Origin of the sequence: Mycobacterium sp. E2699 (genome assembly GCF_001666745.1) — a bacterium.
In the GTDB taxonomy this organism is placed as follows: domain Bacteria; phylum Actinomycetota; class Actinomycetes; order Mycobacteriales; family Mycobacteriaceae; genus Mycobacterium.
In genome coordinates, this window is record NZ_LZJH01000049.1 from 1 (window position 1) to 23,061 (window position 23,061).

Sequence of the window (23,061 nt, forward strand, 5' to 3'; positions counted from 1 at the left end):
CGTCACGGTGTTTTTCGACGGCGCACCCGACAACTGGGAGCTGCTCGTCAGCGACCTCGCGGACTCCGACCTGCCCGACGACTCCCCCGGGCTGATGCCGATGTGGATCGGCTGGCTCGAGTTCGACGTGCTGCTGGGCCCGGAGCTTGGGGTGCGATCACTCAAACAGAAGCGGTCGGTGGTTCGTCCCGTCGTGGCCGAGCTGCGGCGCAAGTTCAGCGTGTCGGCAGCCGAGACGGGGACGCAGGACCTGCATCGGCGGGCCGGGATCGGAGTGGGCGTGGTGTCCGGCGACCGGGGCCACGCCGTCGACGTGCTCGACGCCGCCGAACGCCTGGTGGCCGCGCATCCCGAATTCGAGCTGCTGTCGGTGCGGCGGGGACTGCACCACAGCGACGACTGAACGGCTACCCGTCGCGGCCCTCGCGTTTGCGGCCCAGTGGCGCGGGCGCGACGGCGCCGGGCGCGAGCCGGCGCGTGAAGATCAGGAAGGCGGTGTGCCCGCGCATCGAGTGCTGCGGGCGAACGGCAAGGCCGACGACGTTCCAGCCGCGCTGCAGCGTCTCCCACGACCGGGGCTCGGTCCAGCACTGCTGGGCCCGCAGTGCCTCGACGGTCCGCGACAGCTGGGTGACGGTGGCCACGTAGATCATCAGCACGCCGCCGGGGATGAGGAGCCGCGCCGCCGCGTCGAGCACCTCCCACGGCGCGAGCATGTCGAGCACGGCCCGGTCGAAGGAGCCGTCGGGCAGGTCGGAGTCCGCGAGGTCGCTGACGAGCAGCTCCCAGTTGTCGGGTGCGCCGTCGAAAAACACCGTGACGTTGCGGCGGGCATGCTCGGCGTGGTCGGCGCGCTGCTCGTACGAGACCACCCGGCCCTCGGGCCCGACGGCGCGCAGCAGCGAGCAGGTCAGCGCCCCGGATCCGGCCCCGGCCTCCAGCACCCGCGCGCCCGGGAAGATGTCGCCCTCGTGCACGATCTGGGCGGCGTCCTTGGGGTAGATCACCTGCGGGCCGCGGGGCATCGACATCACGTAGTCGATGAGCAGGGGGCGCAGCGCCAGGAACTGCGCGCCGCTGCTGGACTTGACGACGCTGCCCTGCTCCAGCCCGATGAGGGTGTCGTGTGCGATCGATCCGCGATGGGTGTGAAACTCGACGCCCGGGGTGAGGCACATCGTGTAATGCCGACCCTTGGCGTCGGTGAGCTGGACCCGCTCGCCAGCGGTGAACGGGCCGGTTGCGGACACGCGGTCCAGCGTGCCAGCCGACTCGCCGCAACCGGTGCTTGGGGGTTGTCGCCGCCCGGTCCTAGGCTGCGGTTCATGACGGACCAGCCGGACGGACGCGCACCGGCGAGACCGGCTTCGAGACCGGCTTCGAGACCGGCACTGTCACCGTCGCGGGCGGCGGACTTCAAGCAGTGCCCGCTGCTGTACCGGTTCCGGGCGATCGACCGGCTGCCCGAGGCGCCGTCGACGGCGCAGCTGCGCGGATCGCTGGTGCACGCGGCCCTGGAACAGCTCTACGGCCTGCCGGCCGGGATGCGCGGGCCCGACGCGGCGGGCTCGCTGGTGGAACCCGCCTGGGATCGGGTGATCGCCGCCGAACCCGACCTGGCCGGCGGCGTCGGCCCCGAGGCGCGAGCCCAGTTGCTGGCGGAGGCTCGCGAGCTGCTCGCCGGCTACTACCGGCTGGAAGACCCGACCCGGTTCGACCCGCAGTCCTGCGAGGAGCGTGTGGAGGTAGAGCTCGCCGACGGCACGCTGTTGCGCGGCTTCATCGACCGGATCGACGTCGCGGCCACCGGCGAGGTGCGGGTGGTCGACTACAAGACCGGCAAGGCGCCGCCGGCCGCGCGGGCGCTGGCCGAGTTCAAGGCGATGTTTCAGATGAAGTTCTATGCGGTGGCGCTGCTGCGTTCCCGCGGTGTGCTGCCCACCCGGTTGCGGATCATCTATCTGGCCGACGGCCAGGTGCTGGACTACGCGCCCGACCATGACGAGCTGCTGCGCTTCGAGAAGACGCTGATGGCGATCTGGCGCGCCATCCAATCCGCCGCGCCGACGGGCGATTTCCGCGCCAACCCGTCCCGGCTGTGCGAGTGGTGCGCCCACCGGCAACACTGCCCGACGTTCGGCGGAACGCCACCGCCCTATCCCGGTTGGCCGGATCTCCTTGGCGCGCAGGAGATTCCGCATCCGACCGAACCGGCGGCATAACCGACCGCCGTTATTCGAGCGGCGACATCTCCTGCAGCATCGTGGGAATCAACTCGCTGACGGTGGGATGGATGTGCATGGTGCGCGACAGGGTCGTGTACGGCGCTTTGGCGGACATGACGTCCAGGATGGCGTGGATCGCCTCGTCGCCGCCGACGCCCAGGATGGCCGCGCCCAGAATCTCTTCGGTGTCGGCGTCCACCACCACCTTCATGAAGCCTTGTGTCTCACCCTTTTCCACCGCCCTGCCCACCCGGGTCATCGGCCGCTTGCCCACCAGCGCCTTGCGGCCCGAGGCGCGGACCTGGCTCACGCTCATCCCGGCACGCCCCAGCGGGGGGTCGATGTAGAGCGCGTAGGTGGTGATGCGGTCACTCACCCGGCGGGGGTCATTGTCCAGCAGATTGGCGGCCACGATCTCGAAATCGTTGTACGAGGTGTGCGTGAAGGCGCCCCTGCCGTTGCAGTCGCCCATCGCCCAGATGTGCTCGACGCTGGTCTTGAGCTGGTCGTCGACCACGATGTAGCCGCGGGCGTCGGTGCGCACGCCGGCCGCCTCGAGGCCGAGGTCGTCGGTGTTGGGCTGCCGGCCCACCGCAACCAGCAGGTGGCTCCCGGCGATGGGCACGGCACCGGCGCGGGGGGTGAGCTCAAAACCCTTTTTGCTCTTGAGGATTCGGACATCGTCGGCGCCGACGACGACGTCGATGCCCTCGGCCTCGAGGATCTCTTTGACGGTGGCGGAGACGTCCTCGTCTTCGCGGGACGCCAGGCGCGGCCCGCGTTCGACCACGGTCACCCGGGCCCCGAAGCGCCGGTACATCTGCGCGAATTCCAGCGCGATGTAGCTGCCGCCGAGGATCACGAGATGGTCTGGCAGGGTGTCGAGTTCGAGGATCGACACGTTGGTGAGGTACTCGACGTCGGACAGCCCCGGGACGTCGGGCACCACCGCGCGGCCACCGACGTTGAGGAAGATCCGGTCGGCGCGCAGCAGGTCGCCGTCCACGCTGACGGTGTGCGGGTCTTCGAAACGGGCATGACCACGAACGACGGTGCAGCCGTCCATGCCCTCCAACCAGCTCTCGACGCCCTTGCGGTCGGCGAGCATGATGTCGTCTTTGCGCGCCTTGACTTTCGCCATGTCCACGCTGACCGACCCGGTTCCCACGCCGTATTCGGCCCCGCGCCGGGCCAGGTGGGCGGCGTGCGCGCTGGCCACCAGGGTCTTGGTCGGGATGCACCCGGTGTTGACGCAGGTGCCGCCGATGAGCTTGCGCTCGACGATGGCGACACGCTGCCCGGCCGCGGTCAGCCGCCCCGCGAGCGGAGGGCCGGCCTGCCCGGCCCCGACGATGATCGCGTCGAAATGCGTTGTCACTTAACCGCCGACAGCAGATACTCGGTCAGCACGTGGCCCGTCATCGCGACGACGGCGAACCCGCCCAGGATCGCGACCGCGTCCTCGAGCAGCGCGATCGGCAGGTCCCTGCCGGCCACGGCGGCCAGCCGCTTGCGCGCCTGGTAGCCGCCGAGGGTGCCGAGCACCGCGCCGATGACGCCCGCGCCGAGCGCCGAAAAGGTCCAGTGCGGCCAGGCGCCCAGCGCCGCGCCCGCCAACCCGCCCGTGATGATCCGGGCCGCGAAGATCGGCGGCGCGGTGCGGGCCGGCGTCTTGGGCAGCTTGTCGTTGACCAGCTCGCCCACGGCCAGAACGGAGAACACGACGACCGCGATGATGTTGCCCAGCCACGACGCCCAGGTGCCGTGCAGGTCGATCCAGCCGAGGTAGGCGCCCCAGGCGACCACCGCGGGGGCCGTCAGCGAGCGCAACCCGGCGACGACACCGATCAGCAAAGCCAGCAGCAGAATTAGCGCGTGTGTCACGAAGATCCTCCCGGGGACTCGACATTCCGGCAACGGTAGGGATGACGGCCCATGGAGATAAAACGGGCGTCAGTTTTCTAGCAGCCCTTAGGCGCACGCTAACACAGCCGCAACCACGGCACCGGGTCAGAACCGGCAGAACCTGATGTCGGACGCCAGGATCGCCTTGGCCCCGATGGCTGCGAGTTCGTCCATGATCTCGTTGACGCCGCGCCGCGGCACCAGGGCGCGGATGGCCACCCAGTCCGGATCGGCGAGCGGGGCGATGGTCGGTGACTCCAGTCCCGGGGTGATCGACGTGGCCTTGTCCAGAACCGAACGCGGGCAGTCGTAATCGAGCATCAGGTATTGCTGGCCGAACACCACACCCTGGACCCTGGCGACCAGTTGATCGCGGGCGGCCGCCGCCGCGCCGTGCCCGTCGTGATCGGCGCGCTCGATCAGCACCGCCTCCGAGTCGCACAGCGGCTCGCCGAAGGCCGCCAGGTCGTGCAGGCTCAGGGTCCGCCCGGACCCCACCACGTCGGCGATGGCGTCGGCCACACCGAGCTGCACCGAGATCTCCACGGCACCGTCGAGCCTGATGACCGTGGCCTCAATCCCCTTCTCTGCCAAGTCTTTTCGGACCAGGTTCGGATAAGCGGTGGCGATCCGCTTGCCGGCCAGGTCGGCAACGGTCCAGTCCCGCCCGGCCGGGCCGGCGTACCGAAAGCTCGACGACCCGAAACCCAGCGCCAGGCGTTCGCGCACCGGCGCGTCGGAATCGAGCACCAGGTCCCGCCCGGTGATGCCGAAATCCAGCTCTCCCGAACCGACGTAGATGGCAATGTCCTTGGGCCGCAAGAAAAAGAACTCGACCTGGTTGACCGGGTCGATGACGGTGAGGTCCTTGGAGTCGGTGCGGCGCCGGTACCCGGCCTCGGCCAGGATCTCGCTGGCCGGCTCGCTCAGCGTGCCCTTGTTGGGCACCGCAACCCTTAAGAAAGGCCCCTGCATGCTCACAGCTTCCGGTAGACGTCGTCGAGGGACAGCCCGCGGGCGATCATCAGCACCTGGGTCCAGTACAGCAACTGGCTGATCTCCTCGGCCAGCGCGTCGTCGGATTCGTGCTCGGCGGCCAGCCACACCTCGCCGGCCTCCTCCAGGATCTTCTTGCCCAGCCCGTGCACGCCGCCGTCCAGGGCAGCGACGGTGCCGCTGCCGGCCGGCCGCGTGCGGGCGCGCTCGCCGAGTTCGGCGAACAGATCCTCGAAGGTCTTCACGGCCAGCGATTGTTCCATGCGCCGACGAGCGAAGTCACCTGGGTTTCGGCGCGCACGCTCGCGACGGGCTCAGTCCTCGGGGTTGTAGCCGAGGTTGGGGGCGAGCCAGCGCTCGGCTTCGGCCAGGGTCCAGCCCTTGCGCCTCGCGTAGTCGGCGACCTGGTCCTGGGCCATCCGGCCGACCACGAAGTACTGCGATTGCGGGTGCGAGAAGTACCAGCCGCTGACGGCGGCACCGGGCCACATCGCCATCGACTCGGTCAACTCGATGCCGGTCCGCTCCTTGACGTCCATCAGCTTCCAGAGCGTCACCTTCTCGGTGTGGTCCGGGCAGGCCGGGTAGCCGGGGGCCGGGCGGATTCCCACATACTTCTCGTCGATGAGCGCCTCGTTGTCCACCTGCTCGTCGGGCTGGAATCCCCAGAACTCCTTGCGGACCCGTTGGTGCATCCGTTCGGCGAAAGCCTCCGCCAGCCGGTCCGCGATCGACTCCAGCAGGATCGCGCTGTAGTCGTCCAGGGCCGCCTTGAACTCCGCGATCTTCTCCTGGCTGCCGAGCCCCGCGGTGACGGCGAAGGCGCCGACGTAGTCGGCCAGACCGGTGGCCTTGGGCGCGATGTAGTCGCCCAGCGACCGGTTGGGGATGCCGTCCCGGTGCTCGCCCTGCTGGCGCAGGTTGTGCAACGTGGTCAGCCGCTCGGAACGGGTGTCGTCGGTGTACACCTCGATGTCGTCACCGACCGCGTTCGCCGGAAAGAACCCGATCACCCCGTTGGCGGTCAGCCACTTCTCCTTGATCAGGGTGTCGAGCATCTCCTGGGCGTCGTCGTAGAGCTTGCGGGCGGCCTCGCCCGAGGTGGGGTTGTTGAGGATGTCGGGGAATCTGCCCTTCATCTCCCAGGCGTTGAAGAACGGCTGCCAGTCGATGTACTCGCGCAGCTCGGCGAGGTCATAGTCGTGAAATTCCCGCAGCCCGAGACCCTGGGCGGGCACGGGCGGCGTGTAGCCGTCCCACTCGATCGGCGTCCGGTTCGCGCGGGCCTTCTCCAGCGTCAGCGTCGGCCGCTCGTTCTTCTGGGCGTGCCGTTCGCGCAAGGACGCGTAGTCCTTCTCGGTCGCCTCCAGCAGGGCGGGACGCTGCTTGTCGTCGAGCAACGCGGCCGCGACCGGCACCGAGCGGGACGCGTCCTTGACCCAGACGACCGGACCGCTGCGACGCGGCGCCACCTTCACCGCGGTGTGCGCGCGCGAGGTGGTCGCGCCGCCGATCAGCAGCGGGATTTCCAGCCCCTCGCGTTCCATCTCGGCGGCGAAGTTGACCATCTCGTCCAGCGACGGGGTGATCAGCCCGGACAGCCCGATGATGTCGGCGTCGTGCTCCTTCGCCGCGCTCAAGATCTTCTCGGCCGGCACCATCACGCCGAGGTCGATCACCTCGAAGTTGTTGCACTGCAGCACGACCCCGACGATGTTCTTGCCGATGTCGTGGACGTCGCCCTTCACGGTCGCCATGATGATCGTGCCGTTGGTGTCCTTGGCGGCGGCAGTGCCGTTCTGCTCCTTCTCCGCCTCGATGAACGGCAGCAGGTACGCGACGGCCTTCTTCATCACCCGGGCCGACTTCACGACCTGGGGCAGGAACATCTTGCCCGAGCCGAAGAGGTCGCCGACGACGTTCATGCCGTCCATCAGCGGGCCCTCGATCACCTCGATCGGGCGCCCGCCCGCGGCGGCGATCTCGGCCCGCAACTCCTCGGTGTCGGCGTCGACGTGGGCGTCGATGCCCTTCACCAACGCGTGCGTGATCCGCTCGCGGACCGGGAGGCCGCGCCACTCGGCGGTCGCCGGACCCTCGCTCTCCTCCGACTTGTTGAACCGTTCGGCGATCTCCAGCAGCCGTTCGGCCGCGTCCTCGCGACGGTTGAGGACGACGTCCTCGATCCGCTCCCGCAGTTCGGGGTCGATCGAGTCGTAGGGCACCAGCGCGCCGGCGTTGACGATGCCCATGTCCAGGCCGGCCTTGATGGCGTGGTACAGGAACACGGCGTGGATCGCCTCGCGGACAGGGTTGTTGCCCCGGAACGAGAACGAGACGTTCGAGATGCCGCCGGAGATGTGCACCCCGGGCAGGTTCTCCTTGATCCAGGCGCAGGCCTCGATGAAGTCGATCCCGTAGGTCGCGTGCTCCTCGATACCGGTCGCGAGCGCGAAGCAGTTGGGGTCGAAGATGATGTCCTCGGGCGGGAAGCCGACCTCTTCGGTCAGGATCCGGTAGGCGCGACCGCAGATCTGTTTGCGGCGCTCGAGGTTGTCGGCCTGGCCCTGTTCGTCGAAGGCCATCACGACGACGGCGGCGCCGTACTTCCGGCACAGCCGCGCCTCGCGGACGAACTTCTCCTCGCCCTCCTTCAGGGAGATCGAGTTGACGATCGGCTTGCCCTGGGTGTTCTTCAGGCCCGCCTCGATGACCTCGAACTTGGAGGAGTCGATCATCACCGGCACGCGGCTGATATCCGGCTCGGCCGCGATCAGCTTCGTGAACCGGTCCATCGCGGCGACACCGTCGATCATGCCCTCGTCCATGTTGATGTCGATGACCTGCGCACCGACCTCGACCTGCTGCAGGGCCACCGACAGCGCGCTGTCGTAATCCTCGGCCTTGATCAGGTTGCGGAATCGGGCCGAGCCGGTGATGTTGGTGCGCTCCCCGATGTTGACGAACAGCGAGTCCTCGGTGATGTTGAGCGGCTCCAGCCCCGAGAGCCGGGTGGCCACCGGAATCTGGGGCACCACGCGCGGCGGCTTGCCCTCGACGACCTTGGCGATCTCGGCGATGTGCGGCGGCGCGGTCCCGCAGCAGCCACCGACCAGGTTGACCAGACCGGCCTCGGCGAAGTCGGCGATGTAGCTCGCCTGGCGCTCGGGGGACTCGTCGTATTCACCGAAGGCGTTGGGCAGGCCGGCGTTCGGGTAGCAGGACACGAAGGTGTCGGCGATCCGCGACACCTCGGCGATGTAGGGCCTCATCTCCGGCGCGCCCAGCGCGCAGTTGAGGCCCACCGCAAGCGGCTTCGCATGCCTGATCGAGTTCCAGAACGCCTCGGTGACCTGACCGGACAACGTCCGCCCGGACGCGTCGGTGATGGTGCCCGAGATGATGACCGGCCAGCGGCGTCCGCGCTCCTCGAACAGCGTCTCAACGGCGAACACCGCCGCCTTGGCGTTGAGCGAGTCGAAGATCGTCTCGATGATCAGGAGGTCGGCCCCGCCGTCGACCAGGCCGTTGGCGGCTTCCAGGTAGGCGGCGACCAGCTGGTCGTAGGAGACGTTGCGGGCCCCGGGGTCGTTGACGTCGGGCGAGATCGACGCGGTCCGCGTCGTCGGCCCGATTGCGCCGGCGACGTAGCGGGGCTTCTCCGGGGTGCTGAACTCGTCGGCGGCCTTGCGCGCCAGGGCGGCGCCGGCGTAGTTGAGCTCGTAGCTCAGGTCCGACATGTCGTAGTCGGACAGGGAGATCGCGTTCGCGTTGAACGTGTTGGTCTCCAGGATGTCGGCGCCCGCCTCGAGGTACTCGTGGTGGATCCCCGCGATGATCTGCGGCTGCGTCAGGTTGAGCAGGTCGTTGTTGCCCTGCAGAGCGGTCGGCCACTCGGTGAACCGGTCGCCGCGGTAGCCGGCCTCGTCAGGCCGGTCCCGCTGGATCGCCGTGCCCATCGCGCCGTCGATCACCATGATCCGCTCGCGCAGAGCCGCGGTCAGCTCCTCGGTGCAGTCGGGGCGGATGTTCGGTGCGAAGTCTGTCGCGGTGTCTGATTCAGCGCCGTTCACGTACGTCCTTCCGTAGCGGAAGGCGTCCTTGACTCTGCCGAGCGTGGCGGATACCAGGGGCCCAGGACCCCCGAAAATATCCGTTGCAACGCCTCTCGACCAGGAAAGTCTACGTCGTCACCCGATCGACGTCTGGACGCCCAACTCATCGCCGCGATCGACAGGGCGCGGATCCCGTCGGCGATGGGTAGTTACCAAGGTTAACCAGTTTGCAGGCGAGCGTATTTCGTCGCAGTCACGCCACGAGGATAGTCGTCCTGTGCAATACGCCCAGGGGTTGACAGGTTTCTGCCAGGCCAGCCTCGCGGAACGGCGCAGGCGGTTTGCGGCAGGCCGTACGCTGATTCTGTGACATTGCCGGATCGTGGCCCGGAAGCCGCTGCGCTGCCCGAACTGCACAACACCATCGTCGTGGCGGCGTTCGAGGGCTGGAACGACGCCGGCGACGCGGCCAGCGACGCGCTCGAACACCTGGACGCCATCTGGGAGGCCGACCCGATCGTGGAGATCGACGACGAGGCCTACTACGACTACCAGGTGAATCGCCCCGTCATCCGGCAGATCGACGGGGTGACCCGGGAGCTGGTGTGGCCCGCGATGCGGATCACGCACTGCCGCCCCCCGGGCAGCGACCGCGACGTCGTGTTGATGCACGGCGTGGAGCCCAACATGCGCTGGCGTACGTTCTGCGCCGAGTTGCTGGCCATCGCCGACAAGCTCAACGTCGACACCGTCGTCATCCTCGGCGCCCTGCTGGCCGACACGCCCCACACCCGGCCGGTCCCGGTCTCGGGCGCGGCGTACTCCCCCGAATCGGCGAAACGCTTCGGCCTCGAGGAGACCCGCTACGAGGGCCCGACCGGCATCGCCGGGGTGTTCCAGGACGCCTGCGTGGCCGCCGGCATCCCCGCGGTGACGTTCTGGGCCGCGGTGCCGCATTACGTGTCCAACCCGCCGAACCCGAAGGCGACGGTGGCGCTGCTGCGCCGCGTGGAGGACGTCCTCGACATCGAGGTACCGCTGGGTGACCTGCCGGCGCAGGCCGAGGAGTGGGAGCAGGCGATCACCGAGATGGCCGCCGAGGACGAGGACCTGGCCGAGTACGTGTCGTCGCTGGAGCAGCGCGGCGACGCCGAGGTCGACATGAACGAGGCCCTCGGCAAGATCGACGGCGACGCGCTGGCCGCCGAGTTCGAGCGTTACCTACGCCGCCGGCGCAAGTAGCTCCGGTGATCGCGCGGCGGGTCGCCACCATCGAGCTATAGCCGCACTCCCAGCAGCGCGTCGACCGCGGTCGCCACCGACGCCGGCGCCCCGGCGTCGTGGCCGCCGTACTCCAGCGCGTCGGTGGCCCAACCATCCAGTGCGGCAAGGGCTTTCGGCGTGTCGAGGTCGTCGGCCAGGTAGCGGCGCACCCGGGCGATGGCGTCGGCAGCGTCCGGGCCGGCGGGTAGGGCGGTCGCCGCGCGCCAGCGCCGCAGCCGGGCGGTCGCCTCGTCGAGCACCTGCCGGCTCCAGAACCGGTCGGCGCGGTAGTGCCCGGCCAGCAGGCCCAGCCGGATGGCCGCAGGCTCAACGCCTTTCGCCCGCAGATCCGACACCAGCACCAGGTTGCCGCGGCTCTTGGACATCTTGTGCCCGTCCCAGCCGATCATCCCGGCGTGCACGTAGTGCCGGGCGAATCGCCGCTCCCCGCGGACGCATTCGGCGTGGGCGGCCGTGAATTCGTGGTGCGGGAAGATCAGGTCGCTGCCCCCGCCCTGGATGTCCAGTCCGCTGCCGATGCGGCTGAGCGCGATCGCGGCGCACTCGACGTGCCAACCGGGACGGCCGTCCCCGAACGGTGACGGCCAGCTGGGCTCGCCCGGCCGCGCGGCGCGCCACAGCAGGGCGTCGAGCTCGTCGGTCTTGCCGGGGCGGCGCGGGTCACCGCCGCGCTCGGCGAACAGCGCCAGCATGGTGTCGCGGTCATATCCCGACTCGTAGCCGAACTGCGGGGTCGCATCCGCCCGGTAGTAGACGTCCGGGTACTCGCCGTCCAGGACGTACGCGGCGCCCGACGCCAGCATCTTCTCGACGAGTTCGACCACTTCGGCGATCGCCTCCGTCGCCCCGACGTACTCGCGCGGCGGCAGTATCCGCAGCGCCGTCATGTCCTCCCGGAACAGGGCGACCTCACGGTCGCCCAGCTCGCGCCAGTCGACGCCGTCGCGCTCGGCGCGCTCCAGCAGGGGGTCGTCGATGTCGGTGACGTTCTGCACGTAGTGCACGTCGTGACCCAGGTCCAGCCATTGCCGGTACACGAGATCGAAGGCCAGGTAGGTGGCCGCGTGGCCCAGGTGGGTGGCGTCGTAGGGCGTGATCCCGCAGACGTACATGGTTGCTTTCGACCCGGCCGCCACGGGGCGCACCTGCCGGTCGGAGGTGTCATACAGCCGCAACTCGGGACCGCGCCCCGGCACCACCGGGACCTGTGCGGAAGACCACGACTGCATAACGTCGACTCTAAACGCGGGCGAGATCAGCGAAATTCCTGGCGGATGGCGCCGAGCAGGATCGGCGCCAGCTCCGCGCGGCACATGATGAAGTCGGGTAGGTACGGGTCGAGCTGGTTGTAGCGCAGCGGCGAGCCGTCCAGCCGCGAGGCGTGCATGCCGGCGGCCATCAGCACCCCGGCCGGGGCCGCCGAGTCCCACTCCCACTGCCCGCCCGCGTGCACGTAGGCGTCCACGTCGCCGTCGATGACGGCGATCGCCTTCGCGCCCGCCGAGCCGATCGCGACCGGTTGGATGTGCAGCGTCTGGCGCATGCGGTACAGCACGGCGGGCGGCCGGGTCGCGCTGACTGCGATGCGGATGGTTCCCGGGACGCCGACGCGCGCCCCGTCGGCGGTCACGGTGTCGCTGCGGTACACCGTGTTGCCGCGGGCCGGCAGCGAGACCGCCGCGTCGGTGATCTCGCGCTGCCCGTCGGTGGGGCGCTGCCACAACGCGATGTGGACCGCCCAGTCGTCGCGGCCCGGCGTGGAGAACTCGCGGGTGCCGTCCAGCGGGTCGACGATCCACACCCGGTCGTGATTCACCCGGGACAGATCGTCGTATGCCTCCTCGCTGAGCACCGCGTCACCCGGCCGCTCGGCCCGCAGCCGCCGCAGGATCAACGCGTTCGCCAGGCTGTCGCCCGCGTCGCCCAGCGCCCAGGGATGGCCGAAACCGATCTCCTCGCGCACCTTCAGCAGCAGCTCCCCCGCATCCGCGGCGAGCTCGGCGGCCAGCGCGGCATCGGTCAGGTCGTCCGCGCCGTTGGTCACCGGCTCAGTATCGCCGACGACGAGCCCGCATCTAAAAAGCCGGCCACGGAATCGGGCGATGGCGGTTGGGCGTGGGCATGATCGGATTGTCCAGCAGTGCGAGCGCGCGACCGCGCAGCGCCGCGATCTCGGCCCGGGTGATGTGTCCGGCCAGTTCGTCGCAGAACGAGCCGGTGAGGGCCTCGGCGAGGCCGGCGATCGCCTCGCACGTGTCGTCGTCGATCGGCTTGCCCGCCCAGCCCCACAACACCGTGCGCAGCTTGTTCTCCACGTGCAGGCTCACCCCGTGATCGACACCGTAAACGTGGCCCTCGAGGTCGCGCAGGACGTGGCCGCCCTTGCGGTCGGCGTTGTTGATCAGGACGTCGAACACCGCCATCCGCCACAACCGGATGTCGTCGGCGTGCACCAGAACGACCTCGTCGCCGGCGTAGTCGTAGGCCCGCAGCACCGGCAGGTAGCCCGGCTGCACCTTGTTGGCGGGAAACAGGTCGACCAGGTCAGGGCCGGGCGGCGGGTCGGAGTCGGCCGCGTCGCCGGCCTGCTCCACCCACAGTTGCAGCATGCCCGGACCCGCCGGCCCGTGCCGAATGATCGTGTGGGGCACGATGTTCCAGCCCAATTGCGTCGCGATCCGGTATGCGGCGAGTTCGCGGCCGGCCAAGGTTCCGTCCGGGAAGTCCCACAGCGGCGCCTCGCCGGAGACCGGCTTGTAGACGCAGTGCACGCTGGATTCCCCCAGCGTCGATTCGCACAAGAAGGTGGCGTTGCTGGCGGAGCGGATGCGTCCGAGGACCGTCAGCTCGCCGTCCCGCAGCACCTCCCGCTCGTGCGCGTCGTTATTCCTCGGCGTCATCGTCGGGCCCGAGAAGCGCGCTGCGCTTGTAGCCGTTGGTGCGCGCGCAGATGTGGCCCTCGGGGTCCAGCGGTTCGTCGCACAGCGGGCACGGCGGACGGCCGGCCGAGATGACGCGGTTGGAGCGGGTGGCGAACTGGCGTGCCGACTCCGGAGTCAGGAACACCCGGACGGCGTCGGGCCCCTCCTCGGTGTCGTCGAGAACCACCGATGCGTCGAACTCCGCGTCGGTGACGGCCAGCAACTCGACCACCACCGTCTGCGCCTCCGAGTCCCAGCCGAGGCCCATGGTCCCGACCCGAAACTCCGCGTCGACGGGGGTGATCAACGGGTTGAGGTCGTCGACCTCGGCGGGCTCGGGAGGAACGGGCGTGCCGAACCTGCGATTCACCTCGAGTAGCAGCGCGCCGATGCGTTCGGCGAGCACCGCCACTTGTTGCTTCTCCAGCACCACCGACACCACCCGCGAATCGCCCACCGCCTGGATGTAAAAGGTGCGGTTTCCGGGCTGACCAACGGTCCCGGCCACGAAGCGGTCGGGCGTGCGGAAGACGTGAATTGCGCGGGCCATGGCACCTCCAAAATACCGGCTGTTGCCGCCGCCGTGCGATCCGATTGCCCCGCTCCCCCTGATTTCAAGCGGATTCACGCGTGATCAGTCCGTGGAGCCGCCGACCACGGCGTCGCTCGACGGCACCGCCCCGTTCGACTCGGTCCGCGCTTCGCCCTTCGAGTCGTCGTGACCTTCCTCACCCTTGGATTCGTCCTTGGGTGGCGGCCCGGCCCGCAGCGCCGCGGACAGCCGCGAGCCGGTGTGGTTGACATGCAACACGAACGGCCGCAGGGGTGTGTAGCGGATCACCGTCACCGACCCCGGGTCGGCGGTGACGCGCTGGAAGCCGTCCAGGTGCATGCCGTAGGCGTCGGCGACGACGGCCTTGATGACGTCGCCGTGGGTGCAGGCCACCCACAGCGCGTCGCCGCCGTGCTGTTCGGCCAGCAGTCGGTCGTGCCCACGGACGGCCGCCACGGCACGCGCCTGCACCTGCGCCAACCCCTCCCCGCCGGGAAACACCGCCGCGCTGGGGTGCGCCTGGACGACCCGCCACAACGGCTCGTTGGTCAGCTCACCGATTTTGCGGCCGGTCCAGTCGCCGTAGTCCACCTCGGCGAGCTGGTCGTCGATCAGCGGTTTGAGGCACAACGCGTCGGCGAGCGGCTCGACGGTGCGCAGGCAACGCAGCAACGGAGAACTGACCACCGCACGGATCGGCAGGTCGCCGATGCGGTCGATGAGCCCGGCGGCCTGCTCGCGGCCCTTGTCGTCCAGGTCGACGCCCTCGGAACGGCCGGCCAGCACGCCCGCGGTGTTCGAGGTGGATCGGCCGTGCCGCAGCAGGATGACGGTCACGACGACGACCGTACAGGGATGGCCGCGCTTGCGATCGCCACGAGCACGATGGTGGCGACCCGGAGCGCCCAGCTAGTGGGAGATCGGCACCGCGTGCGCGACGGAATCCCGCACCGCGGCCGTCAGGCTGCGCTCGTCGGTGAGATCGATGTCGACCAGTCCGCGGACCGCCCTGGCCACCACGTCCTCGGCCTGCGGAACGGGACCCACCAGGCGCGGCCGGTAAATTTCGACGACAAGGGACCAATGCTCGATGTGGAAGGAAAAACTGCGCCCATCACCGACCTGTCCGTACCCGCTGGCAAAGATTCCCGTCGAGATGTCCTCGACAGCAAACTCTGTCTCCGCGGTAGGCCGGTCAACGATGACGGTCATGACGCGACCATACCTCTCCAGTCCGACCCGATGTAGGCAACATGGCCATATTGGATGCGAAACCGTTCCCTAAAATTTGACGTTCATGTAGATGACGCGAAGGAAAATTATTGCTGTCACAGCGTAAAGGCGAAAGACGCGCAGTTCAAAACCGCTTGACTGGCCTGCGGCTTTTGCTGGTGGTGATCGCGGGAAGCGCGGGTTGTGCAGCGAATCCTTTCCACAGCGAGCCGCCGACCATCGAACCGGCCCAGCCCGCGGTGTCTCCGCCGCCATCCCAACAGCCGGCCGGCGCGGTGCGTCCGCTGGGCGGTCACGCGGCGGCGGCAATCTTCGACGGCGCGACCCGGCAACTGGCCGTCCTGGCCGCCGGCGCCGAACCGACCGCGCCGGCCACCCTCACCGAGTTCGGCGATCCCGGGGTCGCGCCGCGGGTGATCGACCTGCCGGGTCCGGCGAGCGCGCTGACCGGCGACGGCCGCGGCACCGCCTACCTCGCCACCCGGGGCGGCTACCTCACGGTCGACCTGGCCGCGGGCCGCGCAGCACAGGTGCCGGTCGTGGGGGCCCCTGAGGCCGAGTTCACCGCGATCGCGCAGCGCGCCGACGGCAAGCTGGTGCTGGGCAGCGCCGACGGGGCCGTGTACACCCTCGCCTCCCCCGCGCCGGACACGGCGAAGAGCGCGACCATCGCCAGCCGGAACAAAATCTTCGCCCGCGTGGACGCGCTTGCCGCACAAGGGAATACGACGGTAGTTCTCGACCGCGGCCAGACCTCGGTAACGACGATCGGGCCCGACGGGCACGCCGAGCAGGCGCTGCGGGCCGGCGAGGGCGCGACGACCATGGCCACCGATCCGCTCGGCCGGGTCCTCGTCGCGGACACCCGCGGCGGCCAACTGCTGGTGTACGGTGTCGACCCGCTGATCCTGCGCCAGGCCTATCCGGTGCGGCAGTCCCCGTACGGCCTGGCCGGCTCGCGCGGGCTCGCGTGGGTGTCCCAGACCGCCGCGAACGTCGTCATTGGTTACGATCTGTCAACCGGAATTCCCGTCGAAAGGGTGCGATACCCAACCGTGCAGCAACCGAACTCACTGGCTTTTGACGAAGCGTCGGGCACCTTGTACGTGGTGTCGGGGTCGGGTGCGGGCGTCCAGGTGATCGAGCACGCGGCGGGCCCGCGGTGACCGCGCCCCGGTGGAGCCGGCTGCCGGAGGGCTGGGCCGCGGAGATGTCGGATGACTACGAGTGGATACCGCTGCGACTCCCGCCGGAGGTCACCCGGCTCAGCGCGTCCATCCGGCTGTCGATCGAGGCCGAGTATCGCGGCTGGGAGCTGACGCGAGTGCGCCTCTACAACGACGGTAGTCGTCGGGTTTTGTTGCGCCGCAAGAAGTCTCGCCTCGAAAGCGCGCGGCCCGAGCAGCCGGGTTTGTGATGTACCGGCTGACCCGCCGGCTGTTGTTCCTGGTCCCGCCCGAGCGCATCCACCTGCTGGTCTTCGCGATCCTGCGCGGCCTCACCAGGGTCGCCGTGGCGCGGCGGCTGCTGCACCGGCGGCTCGGCCCGAACGATCCCGTGCTGGCCAGCACGGTGTTCGGCGTGCGCTTTCCCGGACCGCTGGGGCTGGCCGCCGGCTTCGACAAGGACGGCCTGGGGCTGCTCACCTGGGGTGCGCTGGGTTTCGGGTACGCGGAGGTCGGCACGGTCACGGCGCGGCCGCAGCCCGGCAACCCTGCCCCCCGCCTGTTCCGGCTGCCCGCCGACCGGGCACTGCTGAATCGGATGGGCTTCAACAATCGCGGTGCAGGCGCGCTGGCGATCGAACTCGCCCACCATCGGCCGGAGGTGCCGATCGGGGTCAACATCGGCAAGACGAAGACAACGCCGGCCGCCGACGCCGTCAGCGACTACCGGGCCAGCGCCCGGCTGGTCTCCCCGCTGGCGGCGTATCTGGTGGTCAACGTCAGCTCGCCCAACACGCCGGGGCTGCGCGACCTGCAGGCGGTGGCGTCGCTGCGGCCCATCCTGGAGGGAGTCGTTGCCGAGACGTCCACACCGGTCCTGGTGAAGATCGCGCCCGACCTCTCCGACTCCGACGTCGACGACATTGCGGACCTGGCCGTCGAACTGGGCCTGGCCGGCATCGTCGCCACCAACACCACCGTGTCGCGCGAAGGCCTGCTCACGCCCGGCGTCGAAAAGCTCGGCGCCGGCGGCATTTCCGGGCCGCCGGTGGCGCACAGGGCCCTCGAGGTGCTGCGCCGGCTCTACGGCCGGGTCGGCGACCGCCTGGTCTTGATCAGCGTCGGCGGCATCGAGACGGCCGACGACGCCTGGGAGCGGATCACCGCGGGCGCCTCGCTGCTGCAGGGCTACACCGGCTTCGTCTACGGAGGGGGCTTGTGGCCCAAGCACATTCACGACGGCATCGCGCGGCGCTTGCACGACGGCGGGTTCGCCTCGCTGCGCGACGCGGTCGGGTCGGCAGCCGGTGACCCGGACAAACCGCCGGGTAGACCCGGCCGGCTTGGGGGATCGGGATAGGCGCTTGTTGCGCATATGTCGATTAATTCGATTGATTGCCTTGAGAATCCAGGGTTGTGCATCTGTAGAACAAGCTGTTAGAAACAGGAGAACGCCCGCTTTCTTCGTCACGATTTCGTTCAGCATCGTGACCGGTGCGACCTAGCTTTCTCATGGGGATCGTCTTCGAGGGGAGACCACGATGTCCGTTGTAGTTGCTGCTCCGGAGGCGTTGGGGGCGGTCGCCGGCGATCTGGCAGGCATCGGTTGCGCACTGCGAGAGGCCACCGCCGCGGCAGCGGGCCAGACGACCGCAATCACCTCCGCTGCCGCCGACGACGTGTCGCTCGCAATCTCTGACGTGTTCGGCACGTACGGGCGGCAATTCCAAACGATGAGCGCTCAGGCGGCGGCATTTCACAACGAGTTTGTGAGCCTGTTGAACGGCGGCGCGGCGGCCTACCTCAGCACCGAAATCGCCAACGCCGAGCAGGCCATGATCGGCGGCTCCACCCCCGGCGGCGCCGCCGCGTCCACGCCGCTCCTCGGCGGGCTGCTCGGCCTGGGCGGCTCGAGCGGCAGTGGCGGCCTGCTCGGTGGCTTGCTCGGCGGCGGCTCGGGCGGAGGGGGCCTGCTCGGCGGGCTGGACGGACTCCTCGGCCTGGGCACCGGAGGGGGCGGGCTGCTCGGCGGATTGGGCAGCGGGTTGAGCCAGATCCTGGGCCCGTTCAACAGCATCGGGACCCAATTCGCCAACGGCCTGGGGTCGCTGGTTTTCAACCCCGCGATCCTCAACGCCGTACCGACCCTGAGCGACCTCGTCGGGCCGATAAACCTCGGCAACCTGACCCCGGGCTTGAGCCTCACCTCGGGGCCCCTTGGCGCCTTGTTGGGCCCGACCCTCAACGGCGTCGGACTGGACCTGGGCAACTTCGTGTCCAACGAACTGGTCAACGGGATAACACTGACCAACCTTGTCGGAACCGCGACCGGGCTCTTGCAGGACGTGCCGCTACTCCAGGGGCTTCAACCGCTGCTGAACCCGTTGCTGCCGGCGCTCTTCGGACCGATGCCGTCAGGCGCGGCTCCCTACCCCAACCCGTACACCGTCCTGTTCGACAACACGGCGCTGAACCTGAACCTGATGGGCGCCCAATTCGCGAGCCATCCCTTCCCGATCCTGAACCAGGTTGTCATCAACCAGAATCACTACGCGCAGATCTTCTCGAGCGGGGTCCTGACCGACCTGGAGGTTTTCCCCGCGAACGTGCCGGCGAACATCCAACTCGCCCTGCAAGGCGCGTCCACCTTCAACCCGGGCGCCATCGGAGGCGACTTCGTCAACGGCACGACCGGCTTCTGGGGGACGGTCGGCTCGTCGCTGAACAAGATGGGCTCGGATCTTCAGCAGACGATTCCCATTGCCGGCAAGGACATCGCGATGGCCGGCCAAGCGGTACAGGCGGGCGATTACTACGGCGCGGTGCAGGACGCGGCGCATGCCCCTATCGATCTCTTCATCACGGGATTCGACACCAGCCACTTGACCGTCGGCGGCAGCATCACCAGCCTCCTCCCGCCCAGCTTCGCCGTCAGTATCGCCGGTCCGGTCGGATTGGAGGGTCCGGCCGCCGAGTTGCTGCCCATCCTGACCGCCCTGGGACAACAGCCGGTAGGCCTTGCGAGCCTGGTCCCGCACACGTCGATCCCCGGAATGATGTTGGGCAACTTCGCAAACGCGGTCGACACCCTCGTCAACGCGAACGTCACCGCGAACTTCGCGCTGACCATCACCGGCCTGCCGCCGGCCGGCACGCTGGCCGGCACCGCCATCTTCGGGCTGCCGTTGCAGCTGGGCTTCGCGATACTGGGCCCACCGTTTGCCATGGCGAACGGAATCGCCCAGGGCGCAACGGCCTTCGGCGCCGCTGCGCAGGCCGGCAACGTCCTGGGAATGCTCAACGCGGTCGGTGATATGCCCGCCTACGCGATGAACGGCTTCCTCAACGGCCAACTCCTGGTGGATCTGCCGCTGCCGATGACGGTGTCGACACCGTTGCTGGGCTCCCTCACGTTGCCGGCCGTCGCCCACGTCCCCTTCGACGGGCTTCTCACGCCGCCCGAACCGCTGACGGTCACCATCCCCGCCGGCGTCGCGGGCATCACCGTTCCCATCAATGCCACCCTGGGCGGCACGGAATTCGGGGGTCTCTTCCCGACGCTGATGAACACGATTTCGGAAGCGATAGCCGGGGCGATCACCCCCACCGGTTAGCCAAGACCCGGCCTTTCGTTGTAGTCGCTTCGCCGCATGCCGTGGATTAGTCTTTCCGAAGCCACGGGCAGCCGAGGGATCGAAGGGTATGAGACACCAGACCTATCTCATCGCCTCCACTCCTCGCTCGGGTAGTTCGTTCCTTGCCGCCGGCCTCGTCGCGACCGGAGTCGCCGGGCGGCCCGAAGAGTACTTCGCGGCCGAACACGTGGGGGCGTACAAGGAGGATCTGAAGCTACCGCAAGACTGCTCGTGGCCCGAGTATCTGGCGACGGTCATGGCGTACGCGGCGACGGAGAACGGGGTTCGGGGCGTCAAGATTCATTGGCGGGATGTCGTCTCGCTGGCAGGAGCCCTGGGTTTTCCTGACGATCCGGTGGGCGTTCTCGAGATGCTTTTCCCGACAGCGGTTTTCGTCAACATCGTGCGCGCCGATCGGCGCGCGCAGGCCCTCTCGCTGTTTCGCGCCGAGGCGACCGGCGAGTGGTTCCGTTCCGCCGGTGCGTCGACGCGGGAATGGGGGCTCTACCTGGCCCGGCCCACCCCCGGCGGGGCCGTGGTCGATCTCACCGGCGTCGCGCCGACGCGCGAGCAGATCGTCGAGATCGAACGCGGCCTCGATGCCGAACAGGCGGCGTGGACCGCCTACTTCCGCACCCGGGCTCGCAAGGTCCTGACGGTCCGATATGAAGATCTCGACGCGAACTACCGCGACGAGATCGCCAGGGTCTTGCGGTTCCTCGGCGCCGATCCCGCGCACGCCGCTCGCCTGCCCGAACCCCCGCTCGAGCGTCAGGCCGACCACATCAACGAACACTGGCGCCGGCTGGTCGACCGGGAGGAGCACCGCGAAAGTGCAACTGCCGACACGTTTCCCGAGTGAAACCTTCGCAGTTGCACTTTCGACGAACGAGCGAGCTATTTCTGTTCGTGCGTGCCGTAGATGTACGCGCGCGCGATCGCGTGCTGGAACAGGTTGAAACCGAGGAAAGCGGGGCTGGCGTCCTCGGGCAGGTCGAGTTTATCGACGTCCACGGCGTGCACCGCGACGTAGTACCGGTGCGGACCGTGGCCGGGAGGCGGCGCGGCGCCGACGTACCGGCGCATGCCGGCGTCGTTGACCAGGGTCAGCGCGCCGCCCGGCAGCTCGCTGCCGTCGCCGGCGTTGTCGGGCAGCTCGGTGACGTCGGCGGGCAGGTTGGCCACCGCCCAGTGCCAGAACCCGGACAGCGTCGGGGCGTCCGGGTCGTAGACGGTGACCGCGAAGCTGCGGGTGCCCTCGGGAAAACCCGACCAGCTCAGCTGCGGGCTGACGTCCTCTCCCCCGGCGCCCATGATCCCGCTGACTTGCGGGGTCGCCAGCGGCTGGCCGTTGGTGATCGAGGTCGACTCCAGGCTGAACGACGGCAGCTTGGGCAGCGCGTCATACGGGTCGGGCGGCAGGCTCATGGGCGATCCTCTCGTGTCGTGTTCACTAGCAGTGTGTCAGGAAGTGCGCCAGCACCTCGGTGCCGAACCTCAACGCATCGACGGGTACCCGCTCGTCGACGCCGTGGAACAGCGCGCTGAAATCAAGATCCGGCGGCAACCGCAGCGGGCTGAAGCCAAAACAACGAATACCCAAGCGCGCGAAGGCTTTCGCGTCGGTACCACCGGACATCATGTAGGGCACCGTGCGGCTGTCCGGGTCGAGCGCCAACACCGCGGCGTTCATCGCGTCGACCAAATCGCCGTCGAAGCTGGTCTCATACGACTCGAAATCCCTGATCCATTCCCGGGTCACGTTGGGACCGATCAGCTCGTCGACCTCGGCCTCGAACGCGGCCTTGCGGCCCGGGAGGATGCGGCAGTCCACCACCGCCTCGGCCGACCCCGGGATGACGTTGGCCTTGTAGCCGGCCTTGAGCATGGTGGGGTTGGCGGTGTCGTGCAGCACGGCTTTGAGCATGCGGGCCGTCGGGCCGAGCTTCTCGATCGCCCCCGCCAGATCACCGGACTCGACGTCGAACGTCAGCCCGGTCTCCTCGCTGACCGCAGCCAGGAACTGCGCGACGGTGTCGGTCACCACAAGCGGGAACTGGTGCCGGCCCAGGCGGGCGACCGCCTCGGCGACGGCGGTGACCGCGTTGCGGTCGTGCACCATCGAACCGTGCCCGGCCGTGCCCCGGGCGGTCAGCCGCATCCACGACAGCCCCTTCTCGGCCGTCTCGATCAGGTACAGCCGGCGTTCGCCCCCGTCGCGGCGCGGCACGGTCAGCGAGAAGCCCCCCACCTCCCCGATCGCCTCGGTGACACCCGCGAACAGCTCGGGCCGATTGCGGACCAGCCACTGGGCCCCGTAGTGGCCGCCGTGCTCCTCGTCGGCCACGAACGCGAACACCAGATCGCGGGGCGGCACGATGCCGGCCCGCTTCAGCTGCCGGGCGACCACGATCATCATCCCGACCATGTCCTTCATGTCGACCGCGCCGCGGCCCCAGACGAAACCGTCCCGGATGGCGCCGGAAAACGGGTGCACCGTCCAGTCGGCCGGCTCGGCCGGCACCACGTCGAGATGCCCATGGATCAGCAGGGCGCCGCGCGAGCTGTCCGCGCCGCGCAGGCGCGCGATCACGTTGCCCCGGCCGGGCGCGCCGGATTCGACGTATTGCGGCAGGTAGCCGACCTCTTGCAGCTGCTCGGCGACCCACTGGGCGCACGCGGCCTCGCCTTGCGTGGTCTCGGGTTCGCCGGTATTGGTGGTATCGAACCGGATCAACCGGCTGACCACCTCGACCACATCATCGCCGGGATGGGTTTGGTCGACGGCGCCAGGCTCAACGGTCACAACCACCTTTCCTACCACTGCGCGGTCCGCCGGGCTCGGGCTCGCGGCGGCGGCGAGCTGGGTTGGGTCTGCGCGGGCCGATCCGATAGCCTTAGCTGCCAACTCTCGTTGGTCTTGTCCGAGTGGCGGAATGGCAGACGCGCTAGCTTGAGGTGCTAGTGCCCTACTAATGGGCGTGGGGGTTCAAGTCCCCCCTCGGACACATTGTGATGTCGCGAGACATCGAGGACAGATGTCTCGCGACATAGTGAACACCCTCAGTTGTTGGCTGGGGGTGTTTTG

22 protein-coding genes, 1 tRNA gene and 1 riboswitch are annotated in these 23,061 nt (G+C 68.9%); of the genes, 9 read left to right on the forward strand and 14 right to left on the reverse strand.

Annotated elements, in window-relative coordinates; translation table 11 throughout:
* The first annotated feature begins 100 nt into the window (after positions 1-100).
* Positions 101-403: a DUF503 domain-containing protein gene (locus tag A5696_RS06695; protein WP_067874621.1), complete on the forward strand. Its 303-nt coding sequence runs from the start codon at positions 101-103 to the stop codon at positions 401-403.
* Between the two features lie 4 nt (positions 404-407).
* On the opposite strand, the gene trmI is transcribed toward A5696_RS06695, so the two are convergent.
* The gene (trmI, locus tag A5696_RS06700; RefSeq protein WP_067875316.1) at positions 408-1,250 is read right to left on the reverse strand and encodes a tRNA (adenine(58)-N(1))-methyltransferase TrmI; all 843 of its coding nucleotides are present in this window, start codon (positions 1,248-1,250) and stop codon (positions 408-410) included.
* Positions 1,251-1,325: 75 nt separating this feature from the next.
* Here trmI and A5696_RS06705 point away from each other — a divergent pair, with 75 nt between their 5' ends.
* Positions 1,326-2,222 carry a RecB family exonuclease gene (locus tag A5696_RS06705; RefSeq protein ID WP_067875319.1) on the forward strand — a complete coding sequence of 299 codons (897 nt, stop codon included), beginning with the start codon at positions 1,326-1,328 and terminating at the stop codon, positions 2,220-2,222.
* 10 nt (positions 2,223-2,232) lie between these two features.
* Here A5696_RS06705 and A5696_RS06710 read toward each other — a convergent pair whose 3' ends face one another.
* The 5 genes from A5696_RS06710 to metH all read right to left on the reverse strand — a co-directional run bounded on the left by A5696_RS06710 (position 2,233) and on the right by metH (position 9,103).
* Entirely contained in the window at positions 2,233-3,603 is a 1,371-nt protein-coding gene (locus A5696_RS06710) for an FAD-containing oxidoreductase (protein ID WP_067875322.1), read from the reverse strand.
* Complete coding sequence (locus A5696_RS06715) at positions 3,600-4,109, reverse strand: DUF4126 domain-containing protein (protein WP_067875325.1); 510 nt, start codon at positions 4,107-4,109, stop codon at positions 3,600-3,602. The genes A5696_RS06710 and A5696_RS06715 overlap by 4 nt, the downstream gene beginning before the upstream one ends.
* A 126-nt stretch (positions 4,110-4,235) precedes the next feature.
* The gene (hisG, locus tag A5696_RS06720) at positions 4,236-5,105 is read right to left on the reverse strand and encodes an ATP phosphoribosyltransferase (protein ID WP_067875329.1); all 870 of its coding nucleotides are present in this window, start codon (positions 5,103-5,105) and stop codon (positions 4,236-4,238) included.
* 2 nt (positions 5,106-5,107) lie between these two features.
* Positions 5,108-5,389 carry a phosphoribosyl-ATP diphosphatase gene (locus tag A5696_RS06725; protein WP_067875332.1) on the reverse strand — a complete coding sequence of 94 codons (282 nt, stop codon included), beginning with the start codon at positions 5,387-5,389 and terminating at the stop codon, positions 5,108-5,110.
* 51 nt (positions 5,390-5,440) lie between these two features.
* Complete coding sequence (gene metH / locus A5696_RS06730; protein WP_231964248.1) at positions 5,441-9,103, reverse strand: methionine synthase; 3,663 nt, start codon at positions 9,101-9,103, stop codon at positions 5,441-5,443.
* 76 nt (positions 9,104-9,179) lie between these two features.
* Positions 9,180-9,302, reverse strand: a riboswitch (S-adenosyl-L-homocysteine riboswitch).
* A gap of 245 nt (positions 9,303-9,547) precedes the next feature.
* Between metH and A5696_RS06735 the strand changes: the two genes are divergently transcribed.
* Positions 9,548-10,423, forward strand: coding sequence for a PAC2 family protein (locus A5696_RS06735; RefSeq protein ID WP_082956415.1), 876 nt, complete (start codon positions 9,548-9,550; stop codon positions 10,421-10,423).
* A gap of 35 nt (positions 10,424-10,458) precedes the next feature.
* Here A5696_RS06735 and mshC read toward each other — a convergent pair whose 3' ends face one another.
* From mshC to A5696_RS06765, 6 genes are all read right to left on the reverse strand, one after another.
* A complete protein-coding gene (mshC, locus tag A5696_RS06740; protein ID WP_067875336.1) occupies positions 10,459-11,694 on the reverse strand; it encodes a cysteine--1-D-myo-inosityl 2-amino-2-deoxy-alpha-D-glucopyranoside ligase in 1,236 nt (411 codons plus the stop codon).
* Between the two features lie 26 nt (positions 11,695-11,720).
* The gene (locus A5696_RS06745) at positions 11,721-12,509 is read right to left on the reverse strand and encodes a 3'(2'),5'-bisphosphate nucleotidase CysQ (RefSeq protein WP_067875339.1); all 789 of its coding nucleotides are present in this window, start codon (positions 12,507-12,509) and stop codon (positions 11,721-11,723) included.
* A gap of 31 nt (positions 12,510-12,540) precedes the next feature.
* The gene (locus A5696_RS06750; protein WP_082968940.1) at positions 12,541-13,365 is read right to left on the reverse strand and encodes an SCO1664 family protein; all 825 of its coding nucleotides are present in this window, start codon (positions 13,363-13,365) and stop codon (positions 12,541-12,543) included.
* Positions 13,349-13,936 carry a DUF3090 domain-containing protein gene (locus A5696_RS06755; RefSeq protein ID WP_067875345.1) on the reverse strand — a complete coding sequence of 196 codons (588 nt, stop codon included), beginning with the start codon at positions 13,934-13,936 and terminating at the stop codon, positions 13,349-13,351. The genes A5696_RS06750 and A5696_RS06755 overlap by 17 nt, the downstream gene beginning before the upstream one ends.
* A gap of 84 nt (positions 13,937-14,020) precedes the next feature.
* Positions 14,021-14,776, reverse strand: a complete 756-nt coding sequence (locus A5696_RS06760) for a histidine phosphatase family protein (RefSeq protein ID WP_067875348.1) — start codon at positions 14,774-14,776, stop codon at positions 14,021-14,023.
* Positions 14,777-14,848: 72 nt separating this feature from the next.
* Positions 14,849-15,151 carry a hypothetical protein gene (locus tag A5696_RS06765; protein WP_067875351.1) on the reverse strand — a complete coding sequence of 101 codons (303 nt, stop codon included), beginning with the start codon at positions 15,149-15,151 and terminating at the stop codon, positions 14,849-14,851.
* Between the two features lie 113 nt (positions 15,152-15,264).
* Between A5696_RS06765 and A5696_RS06770 the strand changes: the two genes are divergently transcribed.
* The 5 genes from A5696_RS06770 to A5696_RS06790 all read left to right on the forward strand — a co-directional run bounded on the left by A5696_RS06770 (position 15,265) and on the right by A5696_RS06790 (position 20,835).
* Positions 15,265-16,338 carry a hypothetical protein gene (locus A5696_RS06770; protein WP_067875382.1) on the forward strand — a complete coding sequence of 358 codons (1,074 nt, stop codon included), beginning with the start codon at positions 15,265-15,267 and terminating at the stop codon, positions 16,336-16,338.
* Positions 16,335-16,589, forward strand: a complete 255-nt coding sequence (locus A5696_RS06775) for a DUF5703 family protein (RefSeq protein ID WP_067875354.1) — start codon at positions 16,335-16,337, stop codon at positions 16,587-16,589. The genes A5696_RS06770 and A5696_RS06775 overlap by 4 nt, the downstream gene beginning before the upstream one ends.
* Positions 16,589-17,698 carry a quinone-dependent dihydroorotate dehydrogenase gene (locus A5696_RS06780; protein ID WP_067875358.1) on the forward strand — a complete coding sequence of 370 codons (1,110 nt, stop codon included), beginning with the start codon at positions 16,589-16,591 and terminating at the stop codon, positions 17,696-17,698. Before A5696_RS06775 ends, A5696_RS06780 begins: the two co-directional genes overlap by 1 nt.
* A gap of 181 nt (positions 17,699-17,879) precedes the next feature.
* On the forward strand, positions 17,880-19,952 hold the full coding sequence (locus A5696_RS28225) for a PE family protein (protein ID WP_067875361.1): 2,073 nt from the start codon (positions 17,880-17,882) through the stop codon (positions 19,950-19,952).
* A gap of 88 nt (positions 19,953-20,040) precedes the next feature.
* The gene (locus A5696_RS06790; RefSeq protein WP_067875366.1) at positions 20,041-20,835 is read left to right on the forward strand and encodes a Stf0 family sulfotransferase; all 795 of its coding nucleotides are present in this window, start codon (positions 20,041-20,043) and stop codon (positions 20,833-20,835) included.
* A 35-nt stretch (positions 20,836-20,870) separates the two neighbouring features.
* Here the strand turns inward: A5696_RS06790 and A5696_RS06795 are convergent, their stop codons facing one another.
* The gene (locus A5696_RS06795) at positions 20,871-21,401 is read right to left on the reverse strand and encodes a YbhB/YbcL family Raf kinase inhibitor-like protein (RefSeq protein ID WP_067875369.1); all 531 of its coding nucleotides are present in this window, start codon (positions 21,399-21,401) and stop codon (positions 20,871-20,873) included.
* 25 nt (positions 21,402-21,426) lie between these two features.
* A complete protein-coding gene (locus tag A5696_RS06800; protein ID WP_067875373.1) occupies positions 21,427-22,779 on the reverse strand; it encodes a M20/M25/M40 family metallo-hydrolase in 1,353 nt (450 codons plus the stop codon).
* A 116-nt stretch (positions 22,780-22,895) separates the two neighbouring features.
* Between A5696_RS06800 and A5696_RS06805 the strand changes: the two genes are divergently transcribed.
* A tRNA-Leu gene (locus A5696_RS06805) sits at positions 22,896-22,981 on the forward strand.
* Positions 22,982-23,061: the final 80 nt, after the last annotated feature.